At 61.9% G+C, this 16092-nt stretch carries 17 protein-coding genes; 12 read left to right on the top strand and 5 right to left on the bottom strand.

Translation table 11 applies throughout. The annotated features are described in order from the left end of the window. Positions 1 to 134 precede the first annotated feature (134 nt). Positions 135 to 824 carry a GntR family transcriptional regulator gene (locus KSP9073_RS00870; RefSeq protein WP_108841076.1) on the top strand — a complete coding sequence of 230 codons (690 nt, stop codon included), beginning with the start codon at positions 135 to 137 and terminating at the stop codon, positions 822 to 824. A gap of 22 nt (positions 825 to 846) precedes the next feature. Here KSP9073_RS00870 and KSP9073_RS00865 read toward each other — a convergent pair whose 3' ends face one another. Further along, complete coding sequence (locus KSP9073_RS00865) at positions 847 to 1734, bottom strand: helix-turn-helix domain-containing protein (RefSeq protein WP_108841075.1); 888 nt, start codon at positions 1732 to 1734, stop codon at positions 847 to 849. Positions 1735 to 1881: 147 nt separating this feature from the next. On the opposite strand from KSP9073_RS00865, the gene pobA reads away from it, so the two are divergent. The 4 genes from pobA to KSP9073_RS00845 all read left to right on the top strand — a co-directional run bounded on the left by pobA (position 1882) and on the right by KSP9073_RS00845 (position 6100). Continuing rightward, the gene (gene pobA / locus KSP9073_RS00860) at positions 1882 to 3066 is read left to right on the top strand and encodes a 4-hydroxybenzoate 3-monooxygenase (protein ID WP_108841074.1); all 1185 of its coding nucleotides are present in this window, start codon (positions 1882 to 1884) and stop codon (positions 3064 to 3066) included. A gap of 146 nt (positions 3067 to 3212) precedes the next feature. After that, positions 3213 to 4244, top strand: a complete 1032-nt coding sequence (locus KSP9073_RS00855; protein WP_108841073.1) for a TRAP transporter substrate-binding protein — start codon at positions 3213 to 3215, stop codon at positions 4242 to 4244. Positions 4245 to 4278: 34 nt separating this feature from the next. After that, positions 4279 to 4806, top strand: a complete 528-nt coding sequence (locus KSP9073_RS00850; protein ID WP_108841072.1) for a TRAP transporter small permease — start codon at positions 4279 to 4281, stop codon at positions 4804 to 4806. A 1-nt stretch (position 4807) separates the two neighbouring features. After that, complete coding sequence (locus KSP9073_RS00845; RefSeq protein WP_108841071.1) at positions 4808 to 6100, top strand: TRAP transporter large permease; 1293 nt, start codon at positions 4808 to 4810, stop codon at positions 6098 to 6100. Between the two features lie 100 nt (positions 6101 to 6200). Here KSP9073_RS00845 and KSP9073_RS00840 read toward each other — a convergent pair whose 3' ends face one another. Then, the gene (locus tag KSP9073_RS00840; RefSeq protein WP_243409060.1) at positions 6201 to 8030 is read right to left on the bottom strand and encodes a feruloyl-CoA synthase; all 1830 of its coding nucleotides are present in this window, start codon (positions 8028 to 8030) and stop codon (positions 6201 to 6203) included. 210 nt (positions 8031 to 8240) lie between these two features. On the opposite strand from KSP9073_RS00840, the gene KSP9073_RS00835 reads away from it, so the two are divergent. Both KSP9073_RS00835 and KSP9073_RS00830 read left to right on the top strand, forming a co-directional pair. After that, the gene (locus KSP9073_RS00835) at positions 8241 to 8744 is read left to right on the top strand and encodes a MarR family winged helix-turn-helix transcriptional regulator (RefSeq protein WP_108841069.1); all 504 of its coding nucleotides are present in this window, start codon (positions 8241 to 8243) and stop codon (positions 8742 to 8744) included. 13 nt (positions 8745 to 8757) lie between these two features. After that, positions 8758 to 9246, top strand: coding sequence for a DUF3237 domain-containing protein (locus tag KSP9073_RS00830; RefSeq protein ID WP_108841068.1), 489 nt, complete (start codon positions 8758 to 8760; stop codon positions 9244 to 9246). Positions 9247 to 9274: 28 nt separating this feature from the next. Here the strand turns inward: KSP9073_RS00830 and KSP9073_RS00825 are convergent, their stop codons facing one another. Then, on the bottom strand, positions 9275 to 9760 hold the full coding sequence (locus KSP9073_RS00825) for a MarR family winged helix-turn-helix transcriptional regulator (RefSeq protein ID WP_108841067.1): 486 nt from the start codon (positions 9758 to 9760) through the stop codon (positions 9275 to 9277). Between the two features lie 95 nt (positions 9761 to 9855). On the opposite strand from KSP9073_RS00825, the gene KSP9073_RS00820 reads away from it, so the two are divergent. From KSP9073_RS00820 to KSP9073_RS00810, 3 genes are all read left to right on the top strand, one after another. Continuing rightward, entirely contained in the window at positions 9856 to 10686 is an 831-nt protein-coding gene (locus KSP9073_RS00820) for a p-hydroxycinnamoyl CoA hydratase/lyase (RefSeq protein ID WP_108841066.1), read from the top strand. Positions 10687 to 10767: 81 nt separating this feature from the next. Next, complete coding sequence (locus KSP9073_RS00815) at positions 10768 to 12216, top strand: aldehyde dehydrogenase (protein ID WP_108841065.1); 1449 nt, start codon at positions 10768 to 10770, stop codon at positions 12214 to 12216. Between the two features lie 201 nt (positions 12217 to 12417). Beyond that, positions 12418 to 13515 (top strand): M42 family metallopeptidase, encoded by a 1098-nt coding sequence (locus tag KSP9073_RS00810; protein ID WP_207771383.1) that lies wholly within the window; start codon positions 12418 to 12420, stop codon positions 13513 to 13515. 61 nt (positions 13516 to 13576) lie between these two features. Here the strand turns inward: KSP9073_RS00810 and KSP9073_RS00805 are convergent, their stop codons facing one another. Together KSP9073_RS00805 and KSP9073_RS00800 are read right to left on the bottom strand one after the other, a co-directional pair. After that, on the bottom strand, positions 13577 to 14221 hold the full coding sequence (locus KSP9073_RS00805) for a LysE family translocator (RefSeq protein WP_108841063.1): 645 nt from the start codon (positions 14219 to 14221) through the stop codon (positions 13577 to 13579). A 37-nt stretch (positions 14222 to 14258) separates the two neighbouring features. Then, entirely contained in the window at positions 14259 to 14909 is a 651-nt protein-coding gene (locus tag KSP9073_RS00800) for a glutathione S-transferase family protein (RefSeq protein ID WP_108841062.1), read from the bottom strand. Positions 14910 to 14973: 64 nt separating this feature from the next. Here KSP9073_RS00800 and KSP9073_RS00795 point away from each other — a divergent pair, with 64 nt between their 5' ends. Continuing rightward, a complete protein-coding gene (locus KSP9073_RS00795; protein WP_108841061.1) occupies positions 14974 to 15432 on the top strand; it encodes a GNAT family N-acetyltransferase in 459 nt (152 codons plus the stop codon). Positions 15433 to 15552: 120 nt separating this feature from the next. Next, the gene (gene gloA / locus KSP9073_RS00790; protein ID WP_108841060.1) at positions 15553 to 16089 is read left to right on the top strand and encodes a lactoylglutathione lyase; all 537 of its coding nucleotides are present in this window, start codon (positions 15553 to 15555) and stop codon (positions 16087 to 16089) included. The last annotated feature ends 3 nt before the right edge of the window (positions 16090 to 16092 follow it).

Genomic DNA, 16092 nt, shown 5'->3' with positions numbered 1-16092 from the left:
AGCGGATGAATTATTAATATGTTATTGGATCCAGAGTAGAGCTCTTCGAGGCTTGATTGGTCAATATATGCTTTGGTTGGATCCATTGGCGCCAGCAGTATTCTCTAAAGGCTTTTTTGACGCGGGGCAGGGCGGTGAGCAAAAACAATACGAGTGTGGTGGCCAGTCTGCGCCAGTGGATTCGCGAGGGGCGCTACCCGGCAGGTGAGCGTCTGGCCGAGTTGCATGTGGCCGAGCATCTGGGGGTGTCACGCACCCCGGTCCGGCTGGCCTTTCGTACTCTGGAACAGGAAGGGCTTCTGGAGCGCGCCGGGCAGCGCGGTTATCGCGTGCGCGCCTTCACCGAGACGGACATTCTCTGTGCGCTGGAGGTGCGGGGAGCGCTGGAAGGGGTCGCAGCTCGACGACTGGCAGAGCAGGGCCTGTCGACGGCGCTTGAGGCGCAACTGATCGACTGCCTTGACCGCGGGCATGCGGTGCTTGAGAAAGGCTTTCTGGAGGCTGACGATGTGACCGTCTGGAGCGAACTCAATGAGTGCTTTCACACTACCATCATTGGATCCATTGGCAGCTCGGTGATTGGTGATGCGCTGGCGCGCAACGACCACCTGCCCTTTGCCTCGGCGGATTCGATCATTCTCGATACGCAGGCGCTGGATCGGGAGTATCGCAAGCTTCATGTTGCTCAGACCCAGCATCAGACCATCGTTCAGGCGTTGCGACAGGGCGAAGGCGCGCGGGCCGAGATGCTCATGCGCGAGCATGCCTATATCGGGCTGCGCTACGGCGAGCTGCTGAGTCTTGATCCTCCCGACAGGCGCTGAGCCGGGCCGCTGATCAATGCCTTCAGGGCAAACGCTGGCGAAAGGCGCGCGGCGTCTCGCCGGTGTGGCGCTTGAAAAAGCGGGTGAAATAGCCGGGTTCGGAAAAGCCGAGCTGGTCGCTGATGGCGGCCACGCTGTGACGGGTGTAGGTGAGCTGCCGACGTGCTTCGAGCAGCAGCCGATCGTGCAACAGCTGCAGCGCACTGCGCCCGGCCAGCGCTCGACAGAGCTCGTTGAGATGGGCACTGCTGATGCCTACATCCGCCGCCATCTGCGGCACGGTGGGCTGGTCACGAAAGCAGGTCTCGATCAGCGCCTGATAACGCTGTAGATGCTGCTCTCCCCGGTGGGGTGCGGCGCGATGATGATGCGGCTGCCAGCGCGCACGGCGCCACAGCTGCACAACGACTGCCTCGATCAGGGCGTTGAGCATGGCTTCGCGCCCCTCGTGCTGGCCCATCGGGGTATGGCGGTATTCGGTGTTCAGCTGCTCGAACAGTGCCGTCAGGGGTATGCATTCGGCGCGATCGGCGAGGACGTAGTGATCGGCGTGCTGCAGCACCGGCGCCTGGGGCAGACGCTGCTGGAGCTGCTCCACCAGCGGACGCGCCAGGGTGACGATATGGCCTTCGGTATCCGGTGAAAAGTGAAAGTCATGGGACACCGTGGCCGGCACGCAGATCAGCGCCGGCGGCGTCAGTTGACAGGCCAGCTCGCCGAGATGCGCGTGGCCACCGCCCTGGGTCAACAGCAGCAGATGCATCAGATCGGCGTGGCGATGGAGTCTGATATACCAGCCGTGCGGCCGGCTGCGATCGGCAATGGTCTCACAGTGCAGCAGATCCGGCGTGGGCCAGTCCCGGGTTTCTCCGTAGAGACGAAAAACGGGCACTGTCTGGGCGATCGTCATCGCAACACTCCCGCGTGAAGGGTGAGTGACAGACTAAAGTCAGCGGTGAATCCGTGGATATTGTCATTTCGTCGTTCATTTGTGCCTTAAAGACGCGTACCGCGAGGCTGACAATGTGACGCATCATTTCTGAAACGGAAGTTCGTGATGCGTACACAAGTGGCCATTATTGGCGCCGGCCCTGCTGGTCTGCTGCTGGGCCAGCTTCTACAGCGCCAGGGCATTGACAATGTAATCATCGAGCGCCGCTCGGGCGACTACGTGCTGGGGCGCATCCGCGCCGGCGTGCTGGAGCAGGGCACGGTGGATCTGCTGCGCGAGGCCGGCGTGGATCAGCGCATGGCGCAGGAGGGCATTGTGCATGATGGCTTTGAGCTGGCGCTCGATCAGCGCCGCGTGCGCATCGACCTGGCCGGGTTGACCGGTGGCAAGACAGTGATGGTCTACGGCCAGACCGAGGTCACCCGGGATCTGATGGCGGCCCGCGTCGCTGCCGGGGCGACCACGATCTATGAGGCCGATGAGGTAGCGCTGCACGCTCTCGACACCGAGCGACCGCGGGTAACCCTTGAGAAAGACGGCGAGCACGTCGAGCTCGAGTGTGACTACGTGGCGGGCTGTGACGGCTTCCACGGCGTGTCGCGCCGCTCGATTCCCAAGGACCGTCTCAAGACCTTTGAGCGGGTCTATCCGTTTGGCTGGCTGGGGATGCTCTCCGAGACGCCGCCGGTCAACGACGAGCTGATCTATTCAAGCCACGCGCGCGGCTTTGCCCTGTGCAGCATGCGCTCGCGCCATCTTAGCCGCTACTACCTGCAGGTGCCGGCCGAGGAGAACGTCGAGGCCTGGTCGGATGATCGTTTCTGGACGGAGCTGGCCGCGCGCCTGCCCAATGATGTCGCCGAGAGGCTGGTCACCGGCCCTTCGATCGAAAAGAGCATCGCGCCGCTGCGCAGTTTTGTGGTTGAGCCCATGCAGTACGGCCGCCTGTTTCTGGCCGGCGATGCGGCTCATATCGTGCCGCCCACTGGCGCCAAGGGGCTGAATCTGGCGGCCAGCGACGTTCATACCCTCTATCACCTACTGACCGGTATCTATCGTGACGGCCGCACCGACCTCATCACCCGCTACTCCGAGATCTGCCTGCGCCGCGTCTGGAAGGCCGAGCGTTTTTCGTGGTGGATGACCGCCAACCTGCACCGATTCTCCGATCAGGAAAATTTCGAGCGCCGCCTGCAACAGGCCGAGCTTGAGTATGCCACCGGTTCCCGGGCCGGACTCACTACCATTGCCGAAAACTATGTCGGGCTGCCACTTGAGGCACTGATGTGACGTCGGCCTCTCGGGCTCAACTAAAGTCCGGCTATCTCGACTCCGGAGGGCAGTTTACTGTGTGATCTAAAGCGAACTTTTGTGCTTATGGCGAACATTTCGCTGCAATAAAAGAAACGATTTTCCATTCGGGACCGGGAACGCTCATGAACACTCGTTTTGGCACCTTCGTATTGACCGCCGCCATTGCCCTGCTTGGGGCCGGCCACAGCCAGGCGGATACCACGCTTCGCATGTCGCATTTCTGGCCCGGTGGCTCGACCACAGACAAGGAAATCTTTCAGGCCTGGGCACAGGCGGTCACGGAGCAATCGGGTGGCGAGCTGCGGGTGCAGGATTTCCCCTCCCAGACCCTGAGCAAGGCCGACGATACCTATGACGCCACTGTCAGGGGCATCGCCGATATCGGGGTGACCGCCCAGGGCTATACCGCCGGGCGCTTTCCGCTGTCCCAGATCGCCGAGCTTCCAGGGGTGATCGACAACGCCTCGCAGGGCGCCTGCATCGTGCAGACCCTGTATGACGAGGGTCGCTTTGGTGATGAGTACAAGGACAGCCACGTGCTGTTCATGTTCACTACCGGGCCGGGCTATATCCATACCCGCAGGACCGATGTGCAGACGCCGGCCGACCTCAATGGCCTGCGCATCCGACGCCCGACCGCGGTGGCCGGAGACATGCTCGAGAGCATGGGCGCCCGTCCGGTGGGCATGCCGGCGCCGGACATCTACACCTCGATGCAGCGCGGCGTGCTGGACGGTCTGAGCTTCCCCTGGGAGGGCATGAAGGTTTTTCGGCTCAACGAGCTGACCCACTACCACACCCAGGTGCCGTTTTACGCCGTGGTGTTCGTGGCCGCCATGAACAAGCGCGCCTATGAACGTCTCAGCGACAGCCAGCGTGCGGTCATCGATGCCAACTCCGGCATGAAATGGGCCGAAAACGCCGGTGCTGTCTTCTCACGTCTTGATGCCGCCGGGAAACAGGAAGCCGAAGCGGCTGGCGACACCATCCGCGTGATCGATCATCCGCTGGACAATCCCGACTGGCAGGGCCCCCTGAAGCAGGGCATCGAAGGCTATTTAAGCGGGCTGGAATCGCGCGGCATCGATCAGGGCCGTGACGTCTACCAAGCCGCCCTTGATGCCCGGAATGCCTGTGATGCGAAGGCCTCCTGAGATCGATATCCACGTCTGAACCGGAGGGATGGCGATGCAGCAGGGACTTCTTGGACTTGGACGCTGGCTGGAAGTGCTCGGCCGGTTCGTGGCCGGTGTGGCGCTCGCGGCCATGCTGGCGGTCACCGTGGCTGACGTGACGCTGCGTTATCTGTACCGCCTCACTGACGGTGCGGTGACGCTGCGCATCACGGGCAGTGTGGAGATGGTCAGTTATCTGATGCTGTTTGCCCTGCTGGCTTCGATGGCCGCCAACGTCGAAAAGGGGCAGGTGGTGGTCGAGGCGTTCAGCCACCGGCTCAACGAAACTCTCAAGACCCGCCTCAACGGCTTCTATCTGCTGGGCTTTACCGCGCTGGGCCTGCTCGTGGCGCTGGGGCTGTGGGATTCAGCCGTCAGCGCCGAGGGTCATGGGGAGGTCACCCAGGACCTGCGACTGCCGATGGGGCCGATCTACGCGGTGGCGGCCGGGTTGAGTCTGCTGCTGGGCGTTCGCAGCCTGATCTTTGCGGTGCTGGGGCTGGTCTTTAATTACCGCGTCGCATCGGTCGAGGAGATCTGACATGGGCAGTGAAATGATCGGCGCGCTGGGTCTTGGGCTGTTGCTGTTGCTGCTGGTACTGCGTGTGCCGGTGGCGTTGAGCATGCTGCTGATTGGCGTGGGCGGCTTTGCCCAGATCATCGGCTGGAGCGCGGCGCTCTCCATGGTGCGTTCGGTGCCGGTCGAGGTACTGACCAACTACAGCTTCAGCGCCATCCCGATGTTCATTCTGATGGGCGTGCTGGCGGCGCACTCGGGCATGGCCGGCAAGCTGTTTGAGGCCACTCGCACCCTATGTGGTGGGTGGAAGGGCGGGCTTGCGATCTCGGCGATCGGCTCCTGCGGCATCTTTTCGGCGATCTCCGGCTCGTCGCTGGCGACGGCCAGCACCATGACGCGGGTCGCCCTGCCGGAGATGGAGCGCTACGGCTACAACCGGGGGCTGGCCACCGGAGCGCTGGCCGCCGGGGGCACGCTGGGCATCATGATCCCGCCCAGTATCGCGCTGCTGATCTACGCCATTCTCACCGAGCAGTCGGTGGGCGACATGTTCATGGCCGGGCTGATTCCGGGCCTGATGGGGCTCTTGTTTTATTGCCTGACCATCACCGTGGTGATGAAGCTTCGCCCATCACTGGCCGTGGCCGGCGAGCCGACCCGCTGGTCGGAGAAGCTGGCTTCGCTGACCGGGCTGGTGCCTTTTTTCGGCGTGTTTTTGCTGATCATTCTCGGCATCTACTTCGGGATCTTCACTCCCACCGAAGGGGCCAGTATCGGCGCCTTTGCGACTCTGCTCTACGCCCTTTTCAAGGGCATGCGCGGTGCCGGGCTGTGGCGGGCGCTGCAGGAGACTCTGGCACTTTCGACAGTGGTATTTTTCATGCTGGTGGGCGCCGAGACGCTGGGTTATTTCATCTCGGTGTCGCGTATCTCGTTTTCCATTTCGGACTATCTCTATAGCCTCGAGCTTTCGCCGATCGCGGTGCTTTTATGCATTCTGGCGATGTATTTCATTCTCGGCATGTTCATGGATTCGCTCGCCATGCTGGTGATCACCGTGCCGGTGGTCTATCCGATCATTCAGTCCGTGGGGATCGACCCGGTCTGGTTTGGCGTCGTCACGGTGCTGACCGTCGAGCTGGGACTGATTACACCGCCGGTTGGCATGAATGTCTTCGTCATCAAGGCGATGGCGCCCCACGTGGGGCTGGGCGAGATCTTTCGCGGCGTCACGCCGTTTATTATTTCGGACTTTGTACGCCTGGCCCTTTTGATCCTGTTTCCGGCGCTCAGCCTGTATCTGGTTACCGGATAGCGCATCGCTTACCGATGGGTCAATGAAAACGCCGACGATATCGTCGGCGTTCTGGCAAGCGCTCGGGGGCATCAGGCCGGTGAGATTATGGGGGTATCGATCATGTCGGCAGTATCAGACGCGAAGAAGGGGGGGCGGCATAAAGCTCGTCGATCAGCGCCGGATAGCCTTCGCGGACCAGCCGCTGGTTGACCGATCCCTTGTCGGTCACCTCGCCCCGGTCCAGCGAAAGCGGGAAGTCGAGGATGAGCAGGCGCTCCAGGCACATGGAGCTTGATCGGCCGGTACAAAAGTCGCTCAGCCGCCGGGTCATAAACGCGCGAAGGGCCTCATCGTGGGCCAGCGCTGCCGGGTCAATGTCCACCTCGCACCCCAGCTGCTGTCGGCAGCCGGCCGGATGCAGCACTACCAGCGCCGTCAGGTAATCGCGCCCTTCACCGACGATCACGATGTCCTGGACCACGGGGGCCAGCGCGTCAACGGCGGCCAGGCGCAGCGCGCCCACGTTGACCCAGGTGCCGCTGGAGAGTTTGAAGTTTTCGCTGAGCCGGCCGTCAAAGACCAGCCCGGCGCCGGGGTTGCCCGGCTCGAGAGGGCGCATGGCGTCACCGGTGCAGTAATAGCCCTGCTCATCAAAGGCCTCCCGGGTGCGCTCGGGATCACGCCAGTAGCCGGGGGTGACGCTGGGGCCTTTCAGACGCGCCTCCCACTTGTTTTCCGAGCGCACCAGCCTGACCTGCAGGCCGGGCACCGGGCGGCCGATCAGGCCCGGAATGTCGGCGTCCTCAACGGTAGAAAACGCCAGACACGCCTCGGTGGAACCGAGCCCTGCCAGCATCGGCAGTGCCCGGCCGGTGGCCGTGCGGCCCAGTGCCTCAAGCGCTCTCCTGACATGCCCCGGCAGCACCGCGCCGCCGAAATGCATCATTTCAAGACGCTTGAAAAAAATGTCGCGCAGCTCGGTGTCGTCCCGCAGGTGGCCGGCCAGCGCCTCGAACCCTTTCGGCACGTTGCAGTAAAAGGTCGGCGAGATCTCGCGCAGGTTGGCAACGCTTTTGCGCACGCCCTCGGGCGTCGGATTACCGTCGTCGATATACAGCGCGCCGCCATGATAGAGCGCCATGCCCAGAATGGTGTTGCCACCGAAGGTGTGGTGCCAGGGCAGCCAGTCCACCAGCACCGGCGGGGTGCTTGCCAGAAAGGGCAGCTGTTGCGCCAGCATGGCCTGGTTGCTGCAGAGCATGCGCTGGGTGTTGATGACCGCTCCTGGCATGCCGGTCGAGCCCGAGGTGAACAGCAGCTTGGCCACGCTGTCGCCGGTCACGGCCTCGTGAGCGCGTTCGACGCTGTCGCCTCTGAGCGGCGTGTCGGCCATGCTCTCGAAAGCGTGCGCCCGCGCCGATGGTCGGGTTGCTACCAGCGGAGTCTCTCCGTGTCCCACGGCGTCCAGTGCGGCCGCAAAACGGGCTTCATCGTCAACGAAGATCATGCCAGGGGTTACCGTCTCCAGCGCGTGGCGCAGCCGGGCGTGATCCCCTTTCATCAGCGCGTAGGCCGGTGAGACGGGCACGCAGGGAATGCCGACATGCAGGGCGGCACAGGTCAGCAGGGCGTGGTGGAGATCGTTGCCGGAAAGAATGACCAGCGGCCGGTCCGGTGACAGGTCGTGATCAAGCAGCGCCTGGGCGAGATGCACCATGCGCGTTGCCGCCTCTCCAAATGTCAGGGTGACCCACGGGGGCAGTTCTTCACCCGGGATGTCAGCGCCGGCAGCGCGCTGAGCCAGAAACACGCTGTCCGTGCGCGTTTGCGCCCACATGACAAGGCGCTCGGTCAGACAGCGCGGGAAGGGCCCGAGGCTACCGCCATCAAGGTGATATGACGTATCTGACGTGTCGTGCTCCTGCAGGGAACTGCTGTCGGACCTCATGGCGCGCTCCATGATGGGGGTGATGAAAAATGGGAGTGATGCTGACCGATACCGGAAATAGTTGTATAGAGTAACTATATCCCTTTGCCCGGCGCCGGAAATGCGACTTTAGGTCATCAAATAGGGGATGCAGGCACTGCTAATTGCGTTAAACTTGATGGAAAGGTTGCTTTGATCCATTAATTGGCTGCCGGTTCGAGGAACAACGCCATGCCTGTCAGTGACAAAAAAACGCCGATTCATCAGGTGATGCAGGAAGAGGTCGAGACCGGTCCGGTAGACGGCCTGATTCTGGAGGAGCGTCTGGGCTATGCCCTGCGTCGCGCCCAGCTCAAGGTGTTCAAGCACTTTGATGAGGCCATGCGCGAGCACGACATTCGCCCGGCCCAGTTTTCGGCGCTGGTGATCATCGAGGGGTATCCGGGAGTGACTCAGGCAAGCCTTGCGCAGACCCTGGCGATCGACCCGCCGCGGGTGGTCAATCTGGTCAATACGCTGGAGTCCAGAGGGCTGGCGGTGCGGGTGCGCAGCAAGCGCGATCGACGCTCGTACGGCATCTTTCTGACACGCGCCGGGGAGGCGCTGGTGGTCACGCTCAAGGCGTTGTCGGAGCAGAGTGATCTGACCGCGACTCAGGGGCTGAGCGACATTGAGCGCCGTCAGCTGCTCGCCCTGCTGCGCAGGGTCTACAGCCCACAGGCCCCGGAAAAATAGAGGAGCGTCCTGCATGACCAGCGATAACCACGGACCATCGGCGCCGACGCTCGAGTTTGTCACCTGCATTCATGTTGATGTGGCAGCACCGCTGGAGCTGGGTAAGGACCGCCTCGGGCGTCGTCGCTTTATCCCTATCACCGGCGGCCATTTTTCAGGGCCCGGGCTCAACGGACGAGTGCTGGCCGGCGGCGGCGACTGGCAGACCCTTCGCCCGGATGGCGTGGCCGAGCTTGAGGCGCGCTATTTTCTGCAGACCGATGCGGGCGAACTCATCGAGGTCACCAACACCGGCTATCGTCACGCCCCGAAAGACGTCATGGCACGACTGGTCAATGGCGAGGTCGTGCCGGCCGAGGCGTATTACTTTCAGACCACGCCGCGTCTGCACACCGCCAGCGACGATCTCGGCTGGCTCAACCGCACGATCTTTATCGGCGCCGCCCAGCGACTGCCTGATGACGTCATCATCAATCTGTTCGCGGTGACCGGCGCGTCATGATCAGGAGGCCGGCCCCCGTGTGCTCGCGCTAGATCAGCCCCGCCCCCAGCGCCCTGAGCGCTGTTTTGAGGTACTGCTCGAACGCTTCGCGTTGCTGATCATCCAGCGACGCCATCATGGTCGCCTCCAGCGCCCCGGCGGCCCGGTCGCACTCGGCCAGCAGGTGCTCACCCTCCTCGGTCATGCTGATATGGATGATGCGCCCATGCCAGGGGTCGGGGGTGCGCATCACCAGGCCGCGCTGCTCCATCATGCGGATCATCTCGTTGGCCGCCTGAGGGGAGACCAGTGAGCGCTCGGCCAGCTGCGCGTTGGAAAGCGGACTGCGTCTGGCCAGCACCGACAGCGCCGTGTACTGCTGCATGGTCAGTCCCAGTGGGCGCACGGCCTCACCGATATGCTTTCGCAGGGCGCGGTCCAGCCGGCCGACCAGATACGGCACGCGAGGACCGCTCTCATTCGGCTGTGACGGCTCGGGCAATGCGTCGAAAGTTGAATCCGAAGTGTCGGTCATGATCAGAATTTCCCCTTTGCAGGTGACAAGGTTCGCACTAGTATACGTCAGGTAAGTATCAACCTACTTGATATTAAATTGACAGGTAACCTGATATGACCGACTACAACAACCGCTGGGATACCGTCGATGTCACCGTTGAGGATGGCATCGCCTGGGTCACGCTCAATCGCCCTGACAAGCGCAACGCCATGAGCCCCACGCTCAATCGCGAGATGATTGACGTGCTTGAAACCCTGGAGCTTGACGAGAACGCCCGGGTGCTGGTGCTCAGTGGTGCCGGCGAGTCGTTTTCGGCCGGCATGGACCTCAAGGAGTACTTCCGCGAGATCGATGCCAGCCCCGAGATCGTGCGGGTGAAGGTGCGTCGCGATGCCTCGACCTGGCAGTGGAAGCTGCTGCGTCACTACGCCAAGCCGACCATTGCCATGGTCAACGGCTGGTGCTTCGGCGGCGCCTTCTCGCCACTGGTGGCCTGCGATCTGGCGATTGCGGCCGATGACGCCGTGTTCGGCCTGTCGGAAATCAACTGGGGCATCCCCCCGGGCAATCTGGTCAGCAAGGCGATGGCCGATACTGTCGGTCACCGTCAGGCGCTTTACTACATCATGACCGGCGAAACCTTTACCGGCCGTCAGGCCGCCGATATGGGGCTGGTCAATCGCAGCATCCCGCTTGCCGAGCTGCGCGAGACCACCCGGGCCCTGGCCGCGACACTGGGCGAGAAGAACCCGGTGGTGCTGCGGGCCGCCAAGACCGGCTTCAAGATGTGCCGCGAGCTGACCTGGGAGCAAAACGAGGAGTACCTGTATGCCAAGCTGGATCAGGCGCAGCTGCTCGACCCGGAGCACGGTCGCGAACAGGGCATGAAGCAGTTTCTGGATGATAAAAGCATCAAACCCGGGCTGCAGAGCTACCGTCGCTGAGCACAGGGTGCAGGACACGCCGCTGCCCGGTATCACCCGTACAGCGGTCGATCATCATTCCCGGTATCCATGGAGCCTGTCATGAATCTCGAACTTCTGATCGGAGGCCAGGCGCGACCGGCCCGGCGGCAAGCAACGTTTGAGCGCCGTAATCCGCTCGACGATACGGTAGTGACCCGCGCCGCGGCGGCAACGCTTGATGACGCCGTGGCCGCGGTCGAGGCCGCCCAAAATGCCTTCAAACGCTGGTCGCAGACCGGGCCCGGCGAGCGGCGCATGAAGCTGCTCGCCGCCGCGGATCGCATGGAGGCGCGTCAGGACGAGTTTATCGAGCGCATGGTCAATGAGACCGGCGCGACGCCGGGCTGGGCCGGCTTCAACGTGATGGTCGCTGCCGGCATGCTGCGTGAGGCCGCCTCGCTGACCACTCAGGTGGGGGGAGACGTGATCCCGTCCAACGTGCCGGACAATCTGGCGATGGGGATGCGCGTGCCGTGCGGGGTCGTACTGGGCATCGCGCCGTGGAATGCGCCGATCATTCTGGCCACTCGCGCGATTGCCACCCCGCTGGCCTGCGGCAACACGGTGATTCTGAAAGCCTCCGAGCAGTGTCCGGCGACCCATCATCTGATCGGTGAGGTGCTTGTCGAGGCCGGTCTGAATGATGGCATCGTCAATGTGATCACCAACGCCCCCGATCAGGCTGCAGAGGTGGTGAATGCGCTGATTGATCACCCTTGCGTGCGCCGCATCAATTTTACCGGTTCCACCCATGTCGGGCGCATGGTCGGCGAGCGCGCCGCCCGCAATCTCAAGCCGGCACTGCTGGAGCTGGGCGGCAAGGCGCCGATGCTGGTGCTTGAGGATGCCGATCTGGACGCCGCCGTGGAAGCCGCAGCCTTCGGGGCGTTTTTCAACCAGGGGCAGATCTGCATGTCGACCGAGCGGCTGGTGGTGGTCGAGGCCATCGCCGATGCATTCGCCGAGAAGCTCGCCCGCAAGGTGGCCGGGCTGCGTGCCGGTGACCCACGCGACGCCAACAACGCGCTGGGCACGCTGATCAACCGGGCATCGGGCGACAAGCTCAATGCGCTGCTGGATGATGCAGAAGGCAAGGGCGCACGGCGTTTGACCGGTGGTCGGGCTGAAGGGGTGATCATGCAGCCCACGCTGGTCGATGGCGTCACCGATACCATGCGGCTTTATCGCGAGGAATCCTTCGGACCTGTAGTGGCCCTGATTCGCGTGGCCGATGAGGCCGAGGCGATTCGGGTGGCCAACGACAGCGAATACGGGCTGTCGGCGGCGGTGTTTGGTCGTGATACGGCGCGGGCCATGCGCGTGGCCGGGCAGATCGAATCCGGCATCTGCCACATTAATTCATCGACCGTGCATGACGAGCCGCAAATGCCCTTTGGCGGGGTCAAGGACAGCGGCTACGGGCGCTTTGGCGGCAGGGCCGGTATCGAATCCTTTACCGACCTGCGCTGGATGACCGTGCAGCTGGGGCCGCGCCACTACCCGATTTAGCCTGTTTGATATCAACCTCGGCCTGTGCGTTTTTTCATCAGGTCATGACCCCGGTGCCGTGATAGCGGGCCGGGGTCTCATGTATTTAACCCTTTGAACTCTGTCTCGAGCGCTCGAGACTGGACGCGAGGGTTCATTCGCGCCATGGTCAGGGCGTACGGATCGATCGATCCCGGAATGACTGCACGAACAGGACGCATCATGAGTGACAACAGCACCCTTTTGAACGATCAGTCGCTTGAGTTTCTCGAGCGCTATCTCAACAACGCATCCCCCACCGGCTACGAGTGGGAAGGCCAGAAACTGTGGATGGACTATCTGCGCCCGTGGGTCGATGAATTTTTCACCGACACCTATGGCACGGCAGTCGGCGTGATCAATCCCGATGCCAAATACAAGGTCGTGATCGAAGGTCATGCCGACGAGATCAGCTGGTATGTGAACTACATCTCCGATGAAGGGCTGCTCTATGTGATCCGCAACGGCGGCAGCGACCATCAGATCGCGCCCTCCAAACGGGTCAATATCCACACCAAAAACGGCATTGTGGAAGGCGTGTTCGGCTGGCCGGCGATCCATACCCGCCGCAGCCCCGGCAGCGAAGAGCAGGCGCCCAAGCCAGACAATATCTTTATTGATGTGGGTTGTGACAACAAGGCAGAGGTCGAAAAGCTCGGCGTGCATGTCGGCTGCGTGATCACCTATCCGGACACCTTCAGCGTGCTTAACGGCAACAAGTTTGTCTGCCGCGCGCTGGATAACCGCATGGGTGGTTTCATGATTGCCGAGGTGGCACGCCTTCTCAAAGAAAACGGCAAGACGCTCGATTTCGGCCTCTACATCGTTAATTCGGTCCAGGAAGAAGTCGGCCTGCGCGGTGCGCAGATGATCGCCGAGCGCATCCGCCCGGACGTGGCGATTGTCACCGATGTGACCCATGACACCCACACGCCGATGATTGATCCCAAAAAGGAAGGCAGCAACAAGATGGGTGCCGGCCCCGTGATTGCCTGGGCCCCGGCGGTGCAGAACCGTCTGCGCGAGCGCATCCTGGACGTGGCCGAGAAGGGCAACATTCCCTTCCAGCGGGTCGCCAAGTCACGCGCCACCGGCACCGACACCGATTCGTTTGCCTACAGCAATACCGGTGTGGCCTCGGCGCTGATCTCTCTGCCGCTGCGTTACATGCACACCACCGTTGAGATGGTGCAGCGCGAGGATGTCGAAAACGTTATCCGACTGATCTACGAGACGCTTTTGAATATCGAGTCCGGCGAGACCTTCAGCTATTTTGACTAGCAGCCATCCCTGAAGCATGGCCCTTGCTGAAACCTCCGGCGCCTTCGGGCGCCGGAGGTTTTCAGGCATGAGGCGTGCGCGTCAGGGCCAGCCGAATGCCCAGCCCCACGAACATAACCCCGACGCTGCGCTCAAGCCATGCCTTGAGCCTGGCGCTGGGGCGCAGGCGCTGTCCGCCCAGCGTGACAGCGGTGATCAGGACGACACTCCACAGAGTGCCTACGACATCAAAGATCAGCCCCAGCGTCAGAAAGGCGACTGGTTTGAAGGGGGCTGTCGGGTCAATGAACTGCGGCATGAACGCCATGAAAAAAAGCGCCACCTTGGGGTTAAGCACGTTGGTCAAAAAGCCCTGGCGAAACAGGGTGCGCAGACGAGCAGGGCGGGTACGAGTCACCGGTGCCTGCGGGGTCTGATGGCGCCGCTTGAGCAGCGCCGACAGACCCAGCCAGATCAGATAGAGCGCCCCGACCCATTTAACCACCGTGAAGGCCATCGCAGAGGTGGCCAGAATGGCTGACAGCCCAAGAGCAGAGGCCAGCACATGCACCAGCGTGCCGGTACTGATGCCCAGCGCCGTCACCGCGCCCTGCTGCCATCGGCCTGTGGCGGTTCGCGACACGATCAATAGCGAGTCCGGCCCCGGCGTCATGTTCAGGATCAGGCCCGAGAGCATGAAAATGGCAAGATCATGGATGCCCAGCATGCGATGTCCTCTGATAGTGAGGGTTTAAACGGTTTTTCTAGTAGGCCAGCCGGCCCTTCAATTCACCAAAGGGCTGCATCACGTGTTGTTGATAGGCGGCCCTTGCCTGCAGCTGCTGATACCAGCGTCGAACATTGGGCAGTTCGGGACGTGAAATGTCTTCCATCTCGAAGTAACGATACAGTGTCGTACCGGCCGGGATATCGGCAAGCCCCAGCGTTTCACCGCTGAGCCAGGGCTGTTGGCGTAGCTGATCATCAAGTCGCTGATAAAGTTGATCGCAGCGCTTGAGCGCCCTTGAAATGGCGGCCTGATCACGCTGCGCGTCCGGCGTTCGGTAATAGCCCCAGAAGATGCCGCCGAAAAAGGCCGGTTCCAGTTCTGACAGCGACCAGTCGACCCAGCGGTCGATCAAGGATTGTGCCGCGGGTGACTCCCGCTGGAAGTTATCGTTGCCGTACTGCGCCGCCAGGTAGCGAAGAATGGCATGGGTTTCCCAGATGATGGTCGTGCCGTCCACGATGACCGGGATACGCCCGCCTGGGTTCATGGCCAGAAACTCGGGACGGTCCAGTCCTCCATATTCGCCGCCAGCGGGAGTGTGCTGGTAATCAAGCAAGAGTTCGTCGGCCAGCCAAAGCACCTTTTGCACGTTGTAGGAACTGATTCGCCCATAAATTTTCAGCATTCTGCTTTCTCCTTTTTGTACACTCGGTACTCGAAAAACAACGCGACAGGCAGGAGAAGCCGGCATGTCCCTGGAGTTTCGCTGGTCGAGGTTTGATGAGCTCAGCACGCGCGAGTTTTATGAGATCGCGAAAGCGCGTGAGACGGTATTCGTGGTGGAGCAGCAGTGTGCTTATCAGGAAGTGGATGCCCTTGATCCGCTGGCCTGGCACCTCAGGGCAGCCGTGAATGATCAGCTGGCTGCCTATGTCCGCCTTGTAGGGCCTGGCGACAAGTTTGTCGAACCCTCGATTGGCCGGGTGATGACGCTTGAGGCCTTTCGCGGATATCAATACGGGCGTGCGCTGATGAGTGAAGCGATTCGTTTCACCGAGCAGATCTATCCGGGCCTGGGCATCACGATCGGCGCGCAGGTCTATCTGACCGCCTTCTACGAGTCCTTTGGGTTTGTCGCGGTCAGCGAGCCTTACGATGACGATGGCATTCCCCACATTGATATGCACAGGCCCGCCGTGACGCAATAAAGACTGCGCCATTTCTGAACCGGGAGCATTGCCTGCTCTCTTGCCAAAAATGCGTTCGCCCGTGGCAGGGGAGCCTGGCATGGTCGACACTGGCAGGCACACGTTTTACAGGAGAGGCACATGACCACCTTTACCGAGAAGGCCCCGGGTGTGGCGGAGGAAATTCCGACAGCCGCCGCGGGCTTTACCCTCAACCACTCAATGGTGCGCATCAAGGATCCGGAAAAGGCGCTGCATTTTTATACTCACGTCTTCGGCATGCGCCTGCTGCGCAAGCTCGACTTCCCCGAACTTCAGTTCACGCTCTATTTCCTGACGCAGCTGTCTCCGGAAGACAGCGTGCCGGAAGACCCGGATGAGCGCACGATCTGGACCTTCAGCCAGCGCGGACTACTGGAGCTGACCCATAACTGGGGCACCGAGGACGATCCAGAGTTTGCCTATCACAACGGCAACTCGGACCCACAGGGGTACGGCCATATCTGCTTCAACGTGCCCAATCTGGAAAGCGCCGAGACGTGGTTTGAGGACATGGGCGTCGAGTTCATCAAGCGCGCCAATGACGGCAAAATGAAAAATGTCATCTTCGTAAAAGACCCGGATGGCTACTGGATCGAAGTGATTCAGGCCGAACTGATGGGTGGCGCCGGGAAATAACAC

Origin of the sequence: Kushneria phyllosphaerae (assembly GCF_900312995.1) — a bacterium.
Lineage (GTDB): Bacteria > Pseudomonadota > Gammaproteobacteria > Pseudomonadales > Halomonadaceae > Kushneria > Kushneria phyllosphaerae.
Note: the sequence above shows the minus strand (reverse complement) of the source record. Positions and strands in the feature narration are given on the sequence as shown.

Bases quoted from the DNA above. Each gene is read 5' to 3' on its own strand.
- KSP9073_RS00865 (WP_108841075.1), bottom strand. From the start codon at position 1,734: ATGACGATCGCCCAGACAGTGCCCGTTTTTCGTCTCTACGGAGAAACC.
- pobA (WP_108841074.1), top strand. From the start codon at position 1,882: ATGCGTACACAAGTGGCCATTATTGGCGCCGGCCCTGCTGGTCTGCTG.
- KSP9073_RS00855 (WP_108841073.1), top strand. From the start codon at position 3,213: ATGAACACTCGTTTTGGCACCTTCGTATTGACCGCCGCCATTGCCCTG.
- KSP9073_RS00850 (WP_108841072.1), top strand. From the start codon at position 4,279: ATGCAGCAGGGACTTCTTGGACTTGGACGCTGGCTGGAAGTGCTCGGC.
- KSP9073_RS00845 (WP_108841071.1), top strand. From the start codon at position 4,808: ATGGGCAGTGAAATGATCGGCGCGCTGGGTCTTGGGCTGTTGCTGTTG.
- KSP9073_RS00840 (WP_243409060.1), bottom strand. From the start codon at position 8,030: ATGAGGTCCGACAGCAGTTCCCTGCAGGAGCACGACACGTCAGATACG.
- KSP9073_RS00835 (WP_108841069.1), top strand. From the start codon at position 8,241: ATGCCTGTCAGTGACAAAAAAACGCCGATTCATCAGGTGATGCAGGAA.
- KSP9073_RS00830 (WP_108841068.1), top strand. From the start codon at position 8,758: ATGACCAGCGATAACCACGGACCATCGGCGCCGACGCTCGAGTTTGTC.
- KSP9073_RS00825 (WP_108841067.1), bottom strand. From the start codon at position 9,760: ATGACCGACACTTCGGATTCAACTTTCGACGCATTGCCCGAGCCGTCA.
- KSP9073_RS00820 (WP_108841066.1), top strand. From the start codon at position 9,856: ATGACCGACTACAACAACCGCTGGGATACCGTCGATGTCACCGTTGAG.
- KSP9073_RS00815 (WP_108841065.1), top strand. From the start codon at position 10,768: ATGAATCTCGAACTTCTGATCGGAGGCCAGGCGCGACCGGCCCGGCGG.
- KSP9073_RS00810 (WP_207771383.1), top strand. From the start codon at position 12,418: ATGAGTGACAACAGCACCCTTTTGAACGATCAGTCGCTTGAGTTTCTC.
- KSP9073_RS00805 (WP_108841063.1), bottom strand. From the start codon at position 14,221: ATGCTGGGCATCCATGATCTTGCCATTTTCATGCTCTCGGGCCTGATC.
- KSP9073_RS00800 (WP_108841062.1), bottom strand. From the start codon at position 14,909: ATGCTGAAAATTTATGGGCGAATCAGTTCCTACAACGTGCAAAAGGTG.
- KSP9073_RS00795 (WP_108841061.1), top strand. From the start codon at position 14,974: ATGTCCCTGGAGTTTCGCTGGTCGAGGTTTGATGAGCTCAGCACGCGC.
- gloA (WP_108841060.1), top strand. From the start codon at position 15,553: ATGACCACCTTTACCGAGAAGGCCCCGGGTGTGGCGGAGGAAATTCCG.